The sequence below is a fragment of the Pectobacterium sp. IFB5596 genome (genome assembly GCF_021432585.1).
Lineage (GTDB): Bacteria > Pseudomonadota > Gammaproteobacteria > Enterobacterales > Enterobacteriaceae > Pectobacterium > Pectobacterium punjabense.
Map to the genome: position 1 here is coordinate 107,090 of NZ_LXFY01000023.1, position 17,212 is coordinate 124,301.

At 51.1% G+C, this 17,212-nt stretch carries 13 protein-coding genes and 1 tRNA gene; 2 read left to right on the forward strand and 12 right to left on the reverse strand.

Going from position 1 to position 17,212, the window contains the following annotated elements:
* Nucleotides 1–9: 9 nt before the first annotated feature.
* The 4 genes from A6301_RS14190 to A6301_RS14205 form a co-directional block, all read right to left on the reverse strand.
* Complete coding sequence (locus A6301_RS14190) at nt 10–4,353, reverse strand: RHS repeat-associated core domain-containing protein (protein WP_234258078.1); 4,344 nt, start codon at nt 4,351–4,353, stop codon at nt 10–12.
* Nucleotides 4,346–4,792 carry a DUF1795 domain-containing protein gene (locus tag A6301_RS14195; RefSeq protein ID WP_234258079.1) on the reverse strand — a complete coding sequence of 149 codons (447 nt, stop codon included), beginning with the start codon at nt 4,790–4,792 and terminating at the stop codon, nt 4,346–4,348. Before A6301_RS14195 ends, A6301_RS14190 begins: the two co-directional genes overlap by 8 nt.
* Before the next feature lie 29 nt (nt 4,793–4,821).
* Complete coding sequence (gene tssI / locus A6301_RS14200; protein ID WP_234258080.1) at nt 4,822–6,672, reverse strand: type VI secretion system tip protein VgrG; 1,851 nt, start codon at nt 6,670–6,672, stop codon at nt 4,822–4,824.
* 91 nt (nt 6,673–6,763) lie between these two features.
* Nucleotides 6,764–7,282, reverse strand: coding sequence for an Hcp family type VI secretion system effector (locus tag A6301_RS14205; protein ID WP_129707094.1), 519 nt, complete (start codon nt 7,280–7,282; stop codon nt 6,764–6,766).
* A gap of 620 nt (nt 7,283–7,902) precedes the next feature.
* Between A6301_RS14205 and A6301_RS14210 the strand changes: the two genes are divergently transcribed.
* Nucleotides 7,903–8,175, forward strand: a complete 273-nt coding sequence (locus tag A6301_RS14210) for a helix-turn-helix transcriptional regulator (protein WP_234258240.1) — start codon at nt 7,903–7,905, stop codon at nt 8,173–8,175.
* Between the two features lie 376 nt (nt 8,176–8,551).
* Nucleotides 8,552–8,800, forward strand: a complete 249-nt coding sequence (locus A6301_RS14215) for a helix-turn-helix transcriptional regulator (protein WP_025919280.1) — start codon at nt 8,552–8,554, stop codon at nt 8,798–8,800.
* A gap of 288 nt (nt 8,801–9,088) precedes the next feature.
* Here the strand turns inward: A6301_RS14215 and A6301_RS14220 are convergent, their stop codons facing one another.
* The 8 genes from A6301_RS14220 to uvrY all read right to left on the reverse strand — a co-directional run bounded on the left by A6301_RS14220 (nt 9,089) and on the right by uvrY (nt 17,021).
* Nucleotides 9,089–9,955, reverse strand: a complete 867-nt coding sequence (locus A6301_RS14220; protein WP_234258081.1) for a hypothetical protein — start codon at nt 9,953–9,955, stop codon at nt 9,089–9,091.
* A gap of 98 nt (nt 9,956–10,053) precedes the next feature.
* On the reverse strand, nt 10,054–10,833 hold the full coding sequence (locus A6301_RS14225; RefSeq protein ID WP_234258082.1) for a hypothetical protein: 780 nt from the start codon (nt 10,831–10,833) through the stop codon (nt 10,054–10,056).
* Nucleotides 10,834–10,921: 88 nt separating this feature from the next.
* On the reverse strand, nt 10,922–11,467 hold the full coding sequence (locus A6301_RS14230; protein WP_234258083.1) for a hypothetical protein: 546 nt from the start codon (nt 11,465–11,467) through the stop codon (nt 10,922–10,924).
* Nucleotides 11,468–11,683: 216 nt separating this feature from the next.
* Nucleotides 11,684–13,489: an integrase arm-type DNA-binding domain-containing protein gene (locus A6301_RS14235; RefSeq protein WP_234258084.1), complete on the reverse strand. Its 1,806-nt coding sequence runs from the start codon at nt 13,487–13,489 to the stop codon at nt 11,684–11,686.
* A 228-nt stretch (nt 13,490–13,717) separates the two neighbouring features.
* A tRNA-Gly gene (locus tag A6301_RS14240) sits at nt 13,718–13,793 on the reverse strand.
* 139 nt (nt 13,794–13,932) lie between these two features.
* Nucleotides 13,933–14,481, reverse strand: coding sequence for a CDP-diacylglycerol--glycerol-3-phosphate 3-phosphatidyltransferase (gene pgsA, locus A6301_RS14245; RefSeq protein WP_205542889.1), 549 nt, complete (start codon nt 14,479–14,481; stop codon nt 13,933–13,935).
* Nucleotides 14,482–14,539: 58 nt separating this feature from the next.
* On the reverse strand, nt 14,540–16,372 hold the full coding sequence (gene uvrC, locus A6301_RS14250; protein WP_234258085.1) for an excinuclease ABC subunit UvrC: 1,833 nt from the start codon (nt 16,370–16,372) through the stop codon (nt 14,540–14,542).
* On the reverse strand, nt 16,365–17,021 hold the full coding sequence (gene uvrY, locus A6301_RS14255; protein WP_010279369.1) for a UvrY/SirA/GacA family response regulator transcription factor: 657 nt from the start codon (nt 17,019–17,021) through the stop codon (nt 16,365–16,367). The genes uvrC and uvrY overlap by 8 nt, the downstream gene beginning before the upstream one ends.
* Between the last annotated feature and the right edge of the window lie 191 nt (nt 17,022–17,212).

Sequence of the window (17,212 nt, forward strand, 5' to 3'; positions counted from 1 at the left end):
AACCACCAATTAAAAGAAACCACCAGCATCCCGTACAAATGGGGCACAATGATCGCAAGGTATCCCTCTTTGCAAACCACCCCACGATATCCCCCACCTATTAACAACTGCACCATCAGGAAGATTTCTTAAAATTATCCTTTCTGCGTGATTCTCCAGCTTTGCAAAATCATTTGTCACTCGAGCGCCTTTGAAAATATTTTCCCTAGCAACACCTAATCGTTCTAATGCTTCGACTTGTCTTGGATTAAGACGACCACCACTACCAGCAGCATATAAAACCTTTTTCCCATCGATAGTAGCTTCAACAATTGAAACTGTTGAATTCCTAATAGCTCTAGGATCGGGAGTTTTCAGCCCCCCAGCAAGATCATGAACCTCCTTCGCCATTTTATTTAGGTGTTCACATGAAGCCAGCCCAAATGGATCAACCCAATCCAGCGGATTCTGCACATAGCCATAGTTACTCTCGCCCCCTAGAATACTCACAGGGTCAGGCGAGATATAACAGCCACCACTCGGATCATAATAGCGGAACCTGTTATAGCATAAGCTACTTTCAGCGTCACGGTACTGCCCCGCAAATGCCAGCCCCGGATCAAGACTTTCAGTATTATCTGTATAGCGCTGGCCCCATAAATTGGTGCGCGGAGCCTGCCAGCGAAGTTCGCCTTGCGGATTAAAGACCGCCTGCGGTTCACCATTATGGCCGCTAGTCACAAAATCCGTTTCCCAGTTCCCCGCCACAGTTTGGCGCTGCTGCACCAGCAGTTCCCAGCCGTTATGTACCCAGTGACGGCGGCTGATTAGCTGATTGCCACGGTGATGACGCACCTCGGCGATCTGGTTGCCGTCCCACAGGTAGCGGATATCTTCATGGGTTTGGTCACAGCGTTTGCCGATACGCCGTCCGAACGGATCGTAGCGATAGAACCAGCGTTCACCGCTGGGCGTATCCACTACCCTGAGCTGATTGCGGCTGTCCCAGCGGTAATGCCACACCTGCGGCCGATAGCCAGGCTGCACTACCTGTTTACGTATCAGCCTTCCGGCCTTGTCGTACTGGTAGTGAGTGTTGTCATGTTGGGTCAAGCGTCCGGCTTGCCATTCGGTCAACCTTGTCACGTCCTGTGGCAGCCCACTACGGGTGTAGCGATATTGCTCTTCGGTGTTGACGGCGCGCCCCGCACCACCGCTCAGCACCGACAACACCCGCCCGCTGGCATCAAGTTGATAGCCCGCAGCTTCGCGGTTGCGTCGGGTGCCGGTCAGGTTGCCTGCGCCGTCGTAGAGGTATTCACGGGTCTGCACAGGCTGCAGGCGGCCGTCCACCGCCTGGCCGCTCATTTCCCGCGTCAGCCAACCCATGGCGTCGTATTCACGGTGCTGCATAAAGCCAGCATGGCTCTGGCGGGAAGACTCTCGACCCACACCATCGTGAACCAGCGTCAGCTCCGCGCCATCCGGCAACTGCACCTGACGCAGTTCACCTGTCGCGCGGTAGCAGAAAGTGCTGGTCAGTGCCGCGCTGTCCTCCTCACCTTCCCAATGCAGGCTGCGGGACACGGTGTGCGACTCTCCCTGGTATTGGCGTCGGATTTCCGTTCCGCTGTTCCGCTCCTGCACCACCCGGTCACGCTCGTCATATTCAAGCTGGATATGACTGGTGGTAGATGTCACTTCAATCAGCCTGCCTGCCGCATCGTAGCGGTAGTGCAGGGTGTCGTCCGGCGCAGTTTCCTGAATCAGCAGTCCACGCCCGTCATACAGAAAGTGGCGAGTTTCTCCTTCGCCATTGCGGATGCTGATGCAGTGGCCGTCTTCGTCATAGCTGTAGCGGGTTTCCGTCCCCGCCATGTCCCGCTCACGGATAACCCGCGCATCGGCGTCCAGCCACCACTGCCAGCGGTTGCCATCGGGTGCGATAACGCCAATCAGTTGCTGGCTTTCTTTGTCATAGTCGTACTGCCAGGTACGACCTTCGGCGTCGGTACGTGAGGTCAGCAGGTCGAACGCGCCATAGCTTTGTGTCCATACCGAGCCGTTACCGTCGGTGTAGTGCAGCAGGTTGTTATGTTTGTCGTACTGGCGTTGCTCTTGCTTGTTGTCCGGGCGTATCAGTTGCTCCGGCAGTTTCCAACTGGCGCGACGGTAACCAAGGCGATACGTTGCCCCATCCGGCCGTGTCCAGCTTGTGAGTCGGTCTTGCTGGTCATAGCGCAGTTGCTGGGTGCGGGATTCCGCATCCGTGGCACTCATCAGGCGCTGTCTATGGTCATAAAACAGGCTGGCCTGCGTCCGCCCCTGTTCGTCGCTCACCTCGGTCAGCAGGCCGTAGCGGTTCCACGCAAACCGGACTTCGCTGGCGTCCGGCCCGGTCAGGCTCAGCGGATTGCCCTTGCTGTCGTACTGCCAGGCCCAACTGCGACCCAAAGGGTCGGTGATGCCAGTCAGCCGCTCGTAATGGTCATAGTCGTAGTGCCACTGGTGGCCGCTGCCGTCGGTAAAGGTGCTGACCAGCCCGCTGTTGTCCAGATAGGCAAATTCCACAACCCGCCCTGCCGGAGAGATTTCCCGCAGCAGGTTACCTACGTCGTCGTATTCATAATGGGTGACATGGCCAAGCGGGGATGTCTCCCAGGCCATCAGGTACAGGTCATTGAAGCCGTATTCATGGCGCTGCCCCAGCCCGTCAGTCATCACCACGCGGTCGGCCAGGTACTCAAAATTAGCAGTCAGGTAGCCGTCGGCACAGGTGGTGTAAATGCAGCGGCCCTGGTGGTCATACTCATAACGCGCCCAGGTCTTGTCGTTGTCATGCCAGCGGGTCAGGCGGTTGTGATTGTCGTAGTCATAGAACAGGTGGTAGGCATGTGAAGCATCGGCCTCGACCAAGCGGCCTTGTCCATCCTGCCGGTATTCCGCCAACAGCGTTTTTTGCCCGGTGTCGATACGCTGTATCTGACGCAGAAACTCCCCTTGCCATACCAGCAACAGTTCGATGCCATCGCTGTGTCTGATCTTGCGCAGGTAGCCTTTGGGATCGCGAAGAAAGTTGATTCGGTTACGGTGATTATCGGTAATGGACGACAGCAGCAGTTGGTCGCCCTGCTTGACGGTAAAGGCACGCCAGGTCTGGCTGTCGCGGTGCCACAGGTGAAAGCCATTATGGCGTTTGACCAGTTTGAATTCGGGGTATTCGGCGCAGTACACCACCGTTGTGCCAATCCCGAAGGTGAAGTCGATGTCGTAGCCCTGCGCCAGGGTAAGCGTCACATGGACGTCCCCCTGGTCGGTGCGACCAACGGTGGCCACCTCACTCCAGCTATCGTGCCAGCCATGACCCAGCAAGCCGGAGTGTGGGCTACCAGAGCGGTAGGTGCGCTCGAACAGCAGTGGAACGGTCTGGCCCAGCTCCAGATCGAGGCGTTTTTCAATGACCTCGCCACTGGCGATATAGACGGGGTCTTTTAGGAAGCCGCGAATAGATTCGGTGACACGCGCCAGTCCTTTGCTGTTCTTGAAGCCGTTCTTGGCGCACTCCACAGCGCTACGGAGCCCTTCCAGGGCATGTGCTGCGCCCGCTTTCATGCCCCGCAGCACCGCCATCGGCCCTTTGGTAAACAGCTTGCCCAATCCCCGGAACAGACCGCGACTGGGGGGCATCAGGAATTCCACCGCGAGTATCAGCGCTTTCTCCCAGCCACTGAATTCATCCTCGACCTTGAGTGGCGATTCCTGGCCTGAACCAAAGAACACCGTTGATGCCCCTTCCTTGATCGTGGCCCCACATACGGTTTTGTCCCCCACCCTCGCGGCGTGGTAGCCCTCAACGAATACCGTGGCGCTGCCCTGAGCAATCAGTTGTGGGCCATTGTGTTTATCGCAGAGCACCGCATCGATTTTCGCGCGGGAGACCGGATTACCCTCAGCAAAGACTTTCTTCGAACCATCCTTGACCGCCCCTGATGCCGGCATGATGCTGTCCACCATCGCCGAGGTCTTTCTACTGACATCGGAGATTAAATCACCCAAAGCGAATACGGCCCCGAATCCGAGCGCCAATTTGGCTGCACCCACAACCAGCGCCAGCCCCGCTCCACCTGTTACCCCGGTTAACAACACCAGACCGGCAACGACAGCAGATGCAGCGGCAAACGCGGCCGCTGCAACCACAGCACCTGCCAGAGCGCCAAGCAATGCCCCCGCCAGGCTACTGTGCTTGATAGCCTTGCCTGGTGAGGTCGGCGGCTTACCATGCCCCGGTTCAGGTAACGTGGGTGACAGTGTGGGGCGGTTACCCGCATGCATTGCTCCTACTCGCGCGATGCGGGAAAGAATTTCCTCACGCATGGCTACCTGCCTTATCCTCCGGTGTGGCAGGTGGCTTAGATGCTTTGAAGGTCTCAACCACCGCCAACAGGCTGGCTTTGTTCTCATCACTGAGCACATCGGCTGCGGTGATGGTGAACGTCAGCAGCAGGTTGCCACGCACCTGCATCACGACGACCTGATGCATCGGGCCTTCCGGTGACTGCCAGGTGTACTCCAGCGCTCGTGCAGGTTCCCCAGCCAGCGTCAGCGTCCAGGTCAGTGTTTCTTTATAGCCATTGAGGTGGGCGGAAAACTGCTCCAGCGTTTTCTCATAAACCGTTTCCGGTGTCTGACCAGGTTCTGTCAGCGTGCGGTTGACTACCAGATTCGCTGTTTCATTCGGCAGTACAAAAACGTGCAGGGACTCATCACGCCACTGCGCTGGAATAGCCAGTGTGCCTTCATTCATCTGATACATGTTTCACGCGTCCTTGTTGTTTTTGTTATTCAGTTCAGATCGATGCGGTCACCATTGACGGTGACGGTAGTGCCCTTGATATTGATGGCCCCTTCCTTGCTGATCGCAATGAAGCCGCCATCGGTGGCGATCAGGATGCCGCCTTGCTTCGATTGGATAAGGATGTTGTTTTTCACCTGCAGGCTGTCATGAACGTCTTCCGTTGCAGTGGCGTCGCCCACAACGGTGCTGCGGCTACCGGAGATGGCAATGGTTTGCTGCCCCTGGATTTCAGTGGACTGGTCTTTGATGACCGACACTGCCTGATTGCCACCGACGTTTTCGGTATGGTCAGCCGTCACGGTAGTACTGCGGTTATTCAGCACCACGGTGTTCATGTCTTTCTGAGCGTGGATAAACACTTCTTCCTGCCCGGCCTGGTCTTCAAAGCGCAGTTCATTGAAGCCCGCGCCCTTGTGCGTTGACGTACGCAGCGAGGTGCGTGTCTTGTTCGCCGGCAGTGGATACGGTGAAGGATTGGTGGCATGGAACGTGCGGCCTGTCACAATCGGCTGGTCGGGGTCGCCTTCGAGGAAGCTGACAATGACCTCATGGCCGATGCGTGGGATGGCTATCAGGCCGTACTGACCGCCTGCCCAGCCCTGACTGACGCGCACCCAGCAGGAGCTCTGGTCGTCGCTGGCTCCGTAGCGATCCCACGGGAATTGCAGTTTGATGCGCCCGTATTCGTCGCAGTAGATTTCCTCGCCTGCGGGGCCGACCACGGTGGCAATCTGCGGGCCATCCACCATCGGTTTGTATGGCAGATCGGCACGCCAGGTGCTTTTGGCACTGATCACCTCGAAGCTGTTGCTGTAGGTCGTCGGCTCGCCGCCGCTTTCTTCTTCCAGCGCCTGCGGTTGCTGCCCACTGTGGGTGATCGCCACCAGTTGCCAGGCCGCATTGAGCGTTGGATTGGGGTGTTCGGTGAGGGTAAAACTGCTCCCCGGCATCAGCATCGCGGCATTGGATTCACCCGATCCCGTCATGGCACCGGCGCGCAATGCATCCAGCCGATAGCCGGTAAAGGCCTTGCCACTCGGATCTTGCTTGAAGCGTCCGGGATAGTCGAAGTGTTGATAGCTTTCACGCTGGTTCGCCAACTCACCGCTCATCTTGCTGTGCAGCAAGCCGTAGGCGGGCGTTTTGAAGCTGTAATCCTTGAGCGCGACTTCTGCTGTGCTGACCGCTTCGGCATAGCGGAAACGTCTGACATATTCGCCTTCACTCAGCCCCTGCGTGGCGAGGTTGAAGAACAGCTCAGGGCCTTTGCCAAGCGCCCCGGCATCATCGGCAAAGACGACCCGGTGCTTACCGGCTTCAAACTCATGGAAAAAGTACAGGCCTTCCTCAGCCGCCAAACGGGCGACAAAGGCCAAATCACTTTCCCGGTACTGCACACAGTATTCACGGGGCGCGTGATCGTGACGCAGCGCAAAGGCGTAATCGGTGATGCCGGATTCTTCCAGCAACATGCCAATAATCGCTTCTGGCTTTTGTGCCTGAAAGATCCGTGCATTGGTGCGCAGCCCCAACCGCCACAGCGCCGGTCGCACTTCTGCCTGATAGCGAGTACGGCGAAAACCGGTGTCGCCCTGTGCAAAAGCGCTGATAATGCCGCTGACACGGCGCTTGAGTTCACCTTCGTACCACACCAGCAGTTCACACGGCTGATCCAGCACGGCACCAAAGTCGATACCCGGCAGCGGGCTGGCCAGATTCAGCGACAGGGAAAACGGCTGATTCAGTGCCTCGCTGAGCTGAAAATCCACCACCGCAAAGGTGCTCTCGGGCAATGCACCGACCTTTACCGTGAACTGTAATCCTGTACTGTTTGCCACACGTCCTCCTGATGCTGTCATCCACACTCAGGCATGGCATGAGCCATGACTCAGTGCAGGAAACCCGGCACAGGGCCGGGTTTGAGCAGCATCAAGCTTCGACAGGCGTGCGCCAGTCGTCAGAACCCGAGGTTCCGGCCACAGTGTGCTCCCAGTCGACTTTGCGGTAGGCCAGAGAGACTTCGATCAGTTGGGTGTAATCGAGCTTGGACGGGTCCTGGCAGTGTGGCATTTTGCAGTCGATATCCACGATGGTGGCGTCAGTCAGCACGGTAGAGAAGAAGTGCTCCTGCTTGCCTTCCACCGAGGTGCGATACCACTTCAACGTGACGGTCGGCAGCATTTCACCGGAGGCCAGGGCGTTGTACATCAGTGGCACCGCTTTGTTCAGCGCGACGGTGAACTTGAACGGCTTGTGGACACGCTGACCAGACGGTTGGCCAGACTGCGGATCGGTCGGCACGGTGACGACGTGTTTGAATTCCTGTACCAGCATTTCATCTTCGTGGCCTTCCACATAGATGTTGCCGACAGAATCAGAAGTGAAGGCTCCAGCGGTGATGTTGCCCTGCGTTTTTCCTTCGATGCTGATATAGCATGGAGTTGGCATAGTCTTGCTCCTTTCCTTGTTGTTGATATAGGTAACGCTTCGTCGTTACTCATATCAATAACCATGCCAATTTTTATCTTGCTGTTTTTATTGTTTATTTTCTTAAATCAAATTTCCCCTAAGCCAAATTTGAGCAAGAAGTTGCTCAGGCCATCCCGAAACAATGATGATTCTTTGTAAAACTGACCCAGACAGTCGGATTGTTCTGTGAGCTGCGCAATAAATGGCCTGAGCTTCGCAGTTATTCTGATAATTTTGATTAATTTTTGAGACCACCATCTCCTTGAGAGGGTATGGCTATCAATCTTTCAAATAATAGTGTGTAAACATTAGCCTCTCGATCGACCAGTAATTAGAACCAATAACATGATGTGCTTAAAAGTTTTTGAGTGCGGCGCATTTTTCACTTATCTTGTTTAGGCCTTTGGCAAAATCCATCGGCGGGGATTTGCACCCCCTATACATGTGTCCCATCAGCGTTTAGGCGCTGGTGTGCCTGAGTACGCCCCTGTTATGGCGGTTCAGGCAGGGGAGGATTTATCCTCGCCGGTTTAGGTCACATGTCCGGTAGTGCAAACCCTGTCTGAACCGCCACCCACAACATGGAGCTATTTATGGTTATGGCGCAGCAGCAACAGGACTGGCACCGGGCGGATATCGTCGCCGCACTTCACAAGAAACGTATGAGCCTGGCCGCACTCTCACGACAGGCCGGACTCAGTGATTCCACTCTCGCCAATACGTTTTATCGCCCCTGGCCGAAAGGCGAAAAATTGATTGCAGAAGCGCTGGACATGGACCCAGCAGAGATCTGGCCGAGCCGGTATTACGATGAGACGGGCAACAAAGTCACCCGAAGGTTCAAAAAAGCACGAACACCCGTTTCTTTCTAAAAACAACCACTTGCTGGCAAAATCATCTGCCAGCACAAAAACGCGTCTTCACCACCTGTTTTACTTACTACTCTCCCGACATGCTGCCATAACAGCTCACGCCGCCAGGCCCCAACACAACAACTTTTTAATTTGAGAAAGCTGCAAATTTCACTTATCTTAATTATGCCTTTGGCAAAATCCATTGGCGGGGATTTGCAGCCCCTTAGCGAGTTACCCATCAGCGTTCGCACGCTGGTGTGCCTGAGTACGCCCCTGTTATGGCGGTTCAGGCAGGGGAGGACAATGTCCTCGCCGGTTTAGGTAACTTGCCCGGTACTGCAAACCCTGTCTGAATCGCCACCAGCAGTAAGACTCAGGGTTACTTCATATGACAATGAACAAGCAGGACTGGCACAACGCCGATATCATCGCAGGCCTTCGCAAAAAGCAGACCACACTGGCTGCTTTGTCGCGACAAGCAGGGCTAAGTTCCTCTACTCTCGCAAACGCACTCACACGATCCTGGCCGAAAGGCGAACAACTGATTGCCAATGCACTCGGCGTGGAGCCCGCCGAAATCTGGCCTAGTCGGTATTTTGATGATGATGGCAATAAACTGGAAAGGAAAACTAGGAATAGTTGATTGACTAGCGTTCCACACCAGGGAAATAAGCGCTGCAGAATTTTAATTATTATGAAGAAATAAGAGGTGATACCCTCACCTCATAAAATCAGCGACAAAATTCATTTCCAGACGCTTAAAAATACAGCAGAGTTCTTTTAACCAGAAATTGAATATGAATAAAAATTCATCTAGGCGTGATCTGTATTAGAACACGAGAAAACCTGATATATTTCAAAGAGCGATTAGCTGACGTTAACGCCCTCAGCAGCGGAAAACATTTCCGACCAATTGGAGCTGTCAGGCACATTATTCCTTTGGATGAAACACAAACTTCTCACCCGGAACCAAATTGAAATTACAATCCTCTGGCTTCAGGCCATTAATCTTAAGAAGATTAATGGCCTTTGCTTTATCTTCTAAATCTCGGATTATCTTTTGCTCAAGAGCCTCAACGTGAGAAAGCATATGTAGAAACCCGTTAAGTATATCGTCTCCCTCTTTCAGCAGTTGCACTCTAGAAACGTCTGACGTTCTGATATTCAACTCTTGAATTCCCGAGTGAGCCACCTGGGAATTTCTCAACTTGTTAACGAGATCCATATGATCCATGGCGCAGTGCTCGAACTCTAGACACAAATGATATGGATGTGCCAAAGTTCCAACCAATGAAACGAAGTGAGGTTTTTTATCATTTGCTCGTTTACAGCTTGGGCATGGTGCTTCTAGCAATTGGCCCAGCGCCATTCTTCCGTATATTGATTCAGGTATATGTGTGCAGTAGAGAAGCTGTTTAATTGCAACTTCGCAGAGTCTTGCAGAATATAAAATCATTTCATTGTAAATTCTCAGCCGTTCAATTTCTGAATCTACTTCATCATGACTAGGCTCAGCAGCTCCGTGCGCATAATTATGAAAATAGTTAATAACCCTCCCCATAATAAGTGACAAAGTAACTCCATTTTTTGTATACGGATTAGTGAACCCACTTCTTTCCGGTGCCTCTTGAGCAGGCATAAGAGATAAATGTCCTCGCTGCTGCATCCAAGCACGCATATCTGTTGCGATCGGCAGCAAGTTTATTCCGCCAATCATCTCGCCCAACCAGCGAAAAGCTCTAGGATCATACCCCCAAGAGTGATGGGCACCATGCCACTCACGCTTTTTAGTTTTCATTTCGATTGATTACCTCGCCATGCCTAATACCTCAACAACCGATTCCACTTTTTTGCGGACCACGCAAAAAAACACACAATTGATTTGATTTTTACATTTCAAAACACCCAACTGAAAAAACCACCCGAATGTTTTTTACTAATTTCCTTTGCAAACAACTCATGAAGCTTTTGAAAAAACTCATACTCCTTTTGAAATATCGACTGTTCAGATTCCGCCATAATTAAATCGTATTGTTTTAATGGTTCAATTATCTTTTTCATTTCACTGACAAACATAGACTTACTCATATCATCAGACATATCAATAGAAACAAACCTTCGCATTAATAGCATCAACTGATTAGGGTCTATATCTTTTATAATTTCTTCGGCCTTTTTCTTTCTTTCTGAATAGATGGCATTAATCTCGTTTGTGCGTTTTTCTGCCAACCTCATAAGCTCTGGGTATGAACCAGTAGCCAAGGCAAGCTCCTCATATTTTAGAAACAAATCAGATCTACATTTTTTTACCACCACATCAAGCTCTTCGACCCTCTTTTTTAGCTCAGAATTTGCTTTGACGACTGACATTGGGATAGCTTCATAATCTCGCCCCAACTTGGATTCAGGAGTCTCAAACATATGTACTATTTCATCAAACATAAGTTGATAAGAACCTGCTAAATCTCCATATTTTAGAAAAAGTTCATTATGTGAGGTCGAACAAAAGCCTTGCAATTCTCTCATAGGCCTGTAGTAATCTTTTATAAGCTCCTTTTGAAGGCCTTGATCTTTCTTGTAGCTCTCTAGCACTCCTGCAAAAAGAAAAGATCCCAAGAATATTGGAATTATGGCAATTAGCAATTGACTAGAAAATGATGATGCTCCGTTGCTCACGGAATCTCCTTAAAATATAACGCAGAAATAATCAGCCACCTGTCAGGAGTGGGCGACCAACAGGCCACGAAAGAAATTGATTGACTGGCTAGCTATAACCCAGAACCTTGGTTAAAACATTGACTATGGTTCCCACTGCAACCTGAAGTGAGGTTTCTGACGACTTTTCAAACACCGCTTTCAAAACAGAGATATTTTTGTCATTCTCATCAGCTATCTCTCCACCTTTGAATGATTTATTCAGATGAGAAAACCCCTTCGCCGTGAGCTGATATCCATTATCACAGTGACGTATGAGGCCTTCCCAGCACAGAAAATCTAAGGTGCCATTGAAAATTCGTTCTTGCCGGTCTACACCATTACGCTGGTCACGCTCTAGTTCAGCAAGTCGTGCCTCAATAGCGGGACGCTTTTCCTTGACCGTCGCCTTCAGATCCTCATCCTCTACGCAATCAACTATGTCAGCAATATCACGCCTGATCCTCAACTGTTTTAACTCTTCATAATTATCAAAATTCAAATAATCCGCAATCACTTCCCGCTGCTTGACAGCGATCGGAACAGGAAAGCTGTCATACAAGGTCTCAAATACCTTAGCGGCATAAATTGAAAATTGATCAATATTATCTGACATAAAAATCCTGATTGGCTAAAATATTATTGTTACGCATTCTTGGTTTTTCATTTTGACAGAGGAAAAAGCTACAAAAACAGCAATACCCCCCTCAATATATGACGCTTTTTATTAACCCAAAAGCATTTACGCAGTTGAGAAATGAGATTTTCACAGATCGATACTCCACCCAAGCCTATAAAGGCTACAGCTTAGCCGAACAACCCACAAACCTCTTCACACTTTTCGGCCAGCCTCGAATGCTTGTTGAGGCAGCAAAACCTGCACAACGTTGTCCATATTATTCGGCGTAATAATATCAATAGCTGCACGATCATCCAGTTCAGGATGAACGCTGGTTAATAAGCGATATACATCCCATCCTTCAGCATGAGAAAGATGCTTCATCATCACCTGTGTCAGCTTGAGTTTCATCGGCACCAACTGCCACTCAGGCACCCTCTGCCCACGGCTCCCAAAGCTGATTGTCAACAACTTACCAGCCTTGATTTCCCGATTAATCTGATCCTTGGATTTTCCGGCCAGTTTGGCAAACTGAACGACTGGCAAGTTGTGCGGTGCTTCATAAGCTGCAAGCATTTCCATCCGTTCACGCTGCAGGTCAGAAATAGGGATTTCAACGACAGATTCAGGCACCGGGCGTGCCGGCACAGCAGACAAGCGGTGAGGCGTAATTCCACCGACGGGTGACGCATCTTTCAGCATTGCCTCCGTCCCATTGCTTTCATCCAGAACAGGCACGCCATCAATGCGAATGGTCAGATGCTGACTGGCCGCTTCTACTTCTCCCTGCTCCAGCAAGTCCAACCGGTCCGCCCAGTCCTGCATCATCTTACGCCGGGGCTCGACGTAGAGTGCATGGTTGTAAGCTGCACTCACCTGGTTGGGATCGCAATGCGAAAACTGGGCGTCCACCCAAACTTTGGGGTAGCCCACTTCGTTGAGTGCCGTGGAGATCGTGCCACGGATGCCGTGACCAGTGAGCAAATCCTGATAACCCATACGCTTGAGGGCACCGTTCAACGTGTTCTCGCTGATACGTTTTTTCAAATCGCTGCGGTGCGAGAAAAGATACCGTTGTGCCGGCCTCACTTCTTCGAGCAGGTAGCGAACAATCTCAATCGCCTGAATAGACAACGGTACGATGTAGGAGGGAATATCCTGGGGTCGCTTGCCTTTCTTGCGCATATCCGTTTGCAGTTGCTTGACCACTTCCGGAGGAATAATCCACAGCCCTTGTTCCAAATCGAACTGCTCCGGAGTCGCCAACCGTAGCTCACCAGTACGCACGCCCGTCAGCAACAACAAGCGGATTCCGAGTTGCGTCGTAATCGCCCCACGATAACCTCGCACTTTCTGCAGAAGTTCGGGTAGCTCAGGTAAACGCAGGAACGGATTGTGAACAACAGGCGGAGCAGGAACAGCTACCACATCCAAGTCAGATGCCGGATTGCTCTCCAGTCTTTCGACTTTCACCTGCGCAAAGCGGAACAGTTGATTGAGCCAGGAGCGTACTTTCTCTGCGGTGGTGAACGCCTCACGCTGCTCAATCTTGGAGAGCACGTTCAGCAAGTCGGCACGACGAACGTCGTAAATAGATAGCTTACTCAGGCTTGGCAGCACATCACGCTCAAAGATGCGCAGAATTTGCGACAAGGTGCTGTTGCGCCCCTCTTTGAGCTCTAGCTTACGATGCTCAACCCATTGAAGAAACACAGCCTTGAATGTGTGCTCGTCGGCCAATCGTACGAACTGCCGTTTATGCTTACGATCGAGCTTGGGATTGATGCCCTTGGCAAGCAGGGCACGAGCCTGATCGCGCAGCGTTCGCGCCTCACGCAAACCGACCTCAGGGTAAGTCCCCAAGGACATACGCTTTTGCTTGCCAGCCCAAGAATAGCGGAAGTGCCAAGACCGACCGCCCATGTCGGTCACAGCCAATGAGAGACCATCGATGTCGCCTAGCGTATAGGCCTTGCCTGTTGCCCTGGCTTGGCGAACCGCCATGTCTGATAGTGCCATAGTTCCAGCTCCTAACTTGAAGAGTTAGGCTAGATCCTCGACTCATGGCTCGCTCCGACCCAGCAAGAATACGGAACCCCACGCACCCGTTTTTTATGGACTAAAAAATGGACTAAAAAAGCGTGGATGTAGACGGATTCCAGTAGACTTCGCTGGAACGAAAAAAGGACCCGAAGGTCCTATTTTCAACGACTTGCAGACTTCAGTAGCAGTCTACAGATCATAAATTGGAGCGGGAAACGAGACTCGAACTCGCGACCCCGACCTTGGCAAGGTCGTGCTCTACCAACTGAGCTATTCCCGCAACACAGAACCTTCTGATTTTTCTAACTTCTTACAAACCAGCGTTGCTGTTGATGCGGTGCATTCTACTGACCTGACGCAATGAGTCAATAAAATTATCAAGCAACTGCGTTCGTTTGCTGGTTTTTACGGCGCTTCGATCAAGGTTCAAGCAGATCGTGCCTTGCGGCGTTCAAATATTGAAACATAGACCAGAAAGTCAGTACGGCGGCGATGTACAACGCCACAACACCAACGCCTTCCACAATACGTTCCGGACGCCATAACAAAGCAAAAAGCGCCATCATCTGAGCCGTGGTTTTCACCTTCCCTATCCACGACACGGCAACGCTGCTTCTTTTGCCAATTTCAGCCATCCATTCGCGTAATGCCGAGATAATGATTTCCCTAGCGATCATCGTTGCAGCGGGCAGCGTAATCCACCAAGAGTGATAGTATTCCGCAACCAACACCAACGCGACAGCCACCATCACTTTATCCGCAACAGGATCGAGGAAGGCACCAAAACGCGTGGTTTGCTTCCAGCGGCGAGCAAGGAAACCATCAAACCAGTCCGTCACGGCAGCAAATACAAAGATCAACGAGCAAAGCAATGGTGCCCAGACGAATGGAAGATAAAACGCCAGCACGAAGAACGGAATAAGAGCAACACGAAACAGGGTAAGCAACGTCGGTATATTAAATTGCATAGCGCTTAGGTAACTATCTGGCTGGAGTGGATACTAGGAGTATGTTGCTACATTGTCCCTAGTGTTTCAATGCATGGAAGATCTTTTCTGCTAATGCATGCGAAATTCCTGGAACATTTGCAATCTCCTCAATACTGGCATTCATCAAAGGCTGTAGTCCACCCATGTATTTCAGCAGGGTTTGGCGACGTTTAGGGCCGACACCTTCAATAAGCTCCAGCGTACTGGTATTTTTCACTTTTGCTCTCTTCTTACGGTGCCCACCAATCGCATGGTCATGCGAATCATCACGAATATGCTGGATCACGTGCAGCGCAGGGGAATCAGCTGGTAAAGCCATACCCTCACCTGTAGCCTCAAAAAACAGCGTTTCCAGGCCCGCTTTACGATCGCTGCCTTTCGCAACGCCAAGTAGCAGAGGCTTATTTTTATCCCACGATACTTGCAAGGAGTCAAACACGGCCTGAGCCTGGCCGAGTTGTCCTTTCCCACCATCTATTACAATCACATCAGGTATTTTACTGTCATCTAACGCTTTACCATATCGACGTTGGAGGACTTGCGCCATAGCGGCATAGTCATCGCCAGGCTTAATACCACTGATATTATAGCGGCGATATTCCGAACGCAGCGGGCCATTAGCATCAAATACCACGCAAGATGCCACAGTTTGTTCCCCCATAGTATGACTGATGTCAAAACACTCCATTCGGTGAATTTCTGGCAACTGCAAGACGTTGGCTAATGCAGCCAAACGCTGATGAATAGTGGATTGCTGAGATAGTTTCGTGACCAGCGCCGTAGCAGCATTCGTCCGCGCTAATTTTAAATAGCGGGCGCGATCGCCGCGAGGTTTCGTCTGAATTTGTACTTTTCTACCTGCAACTGCGGTCAGGGACTCTGTCAGCAAATCTTTATCGGGCAAGGTGAAATCAAGCAAAATTTCAGCAGGAAGCGTTCGACCTAAGCTCCCTTGTAAATAGAATTGCCCGACAAAAGTTTGCACAACCTCCCCCAATTCCGTACCGCTAGGTACTTTCGGGAAATAGCTCCGGCTACCAAGTACCTTCCCCTGTCGGATGAAAAGGACATATACGCAGGCCATGCCAGCATCGAAAGCGACGCTGATGACATCCAAATCTTCACCGTCACCGGAAACAAATTGTTTCTCCGTCACTCGACGAACAGCTTGAATCTGATCGCGTATCCGTGCGGCATCTTCAAAACGCAGATCACGACTAGCCGCTTCCATCCGGGAGATAAGTTGATTCAGTACTTGCTGATCTTTACCGGACAAGAACAGGCGAACATACTCTACCTGCTGCTGATAATCTTCTTCGCTAACCAAGCCGCTAACGCAAGGCCCAAGGCAGCGCCCAATTTGGTATTGCAGGCAAGGTCGAGAACGGTTGCGATAGACACTATTTTCACACTGACGCACCGGGAACAGTTTTTGCAGCAATAGTAGCGTTTCACGCACAGCATTACCGTTAGGAAACGGGCCAAAGTATTCGCCCTTCGCGTGCTTGGCGCCACGATGAACTGTCAGACGCGGATGAGCATCACCGCTCAGGAAAATCATGGGATAGGATTTATCGTCGCGCAACAAGACGTTATAACGCGGCTGATAAAGTTTGATGTAATTGTGTTCCAGCAGTAAAGCTTCGGTTTCTGTATGCGTAATCGTGACATCAATATGATTGATGCTTTTGACCAACGCCTCGGTTTTACGGCTGGCGACATGACTGCGAAAATAGCTGGCAAGTCGTTTTTTTAAGTCTTTTGCCTTACCGACATAGATGACCGTATTGCCGGCATCATACATCCGGTAGACACCAGGCTGGCTCGTTACCGTTTTTAAAAATGCCGAAGCATCGAAACTCTCACTCACTACTTAACAATGTCTCCGCGGTAAAAAGCCCATGCTTGATAGCCAGATGCGTCAACTCGACGTCGCCATTGATATTCAGCTTGCTAAACATACGGTAACGATAGCTGTTCACTGTTTTGGGGCTTAGATTGAGCTGATCTGAGATTTCAGTCACTTTCTGTCCCTTCGTTATCATTAGCATAATCTGTAATTCGCGTTCAGACAAACACTCCAGCGGCGCGTCCGTCTGAGGTTCCAACTGGCTTAATGCCATTTGTTGAGCAATATCAGAAGCGATATACCGCTTACCTGCATGCACCGCCCGAATAGCAGAGATCACTTCCTGAGGGGCAGCCGCTTTACTAACATACCCCGCAGCCCCCGCCTGCATCACCTTAGCGGGCAATGGGTTTTCGGTATAAATAGTGAGCATAATGACTTTGATATCTGGCGTAAATCGTAGGATCTTACGCGTTGCTTCAAGTCCACCGATACCCGGCATGCTCATGTCCATCAAAACAACATCAACATCATTGCTTCGACACCATTTGACAGCATCCTCACCACAGCACGCCTCACCAACCACTTTCAGACCTTTGATATCGTCAAGAATGCGTCGTATCCCTGCCCGCACCAGTTCATGGTCATCAACAAGAAAAACGCTAATCAAAGAATAATTCTCCAAAAAAGAGAGTAACACTTACATGAAAAGTTGCTTGCAGGTGATACTACGTTGGTTTCAAACAATAATGAACACTGACTTATATGAATAAGTATTTTAAAATATGCCAAGAAGGAATAAAGCACATCCCCGATCATAACAATATATCGCTAGCCTGAAGACGCATGTTGATCACACTC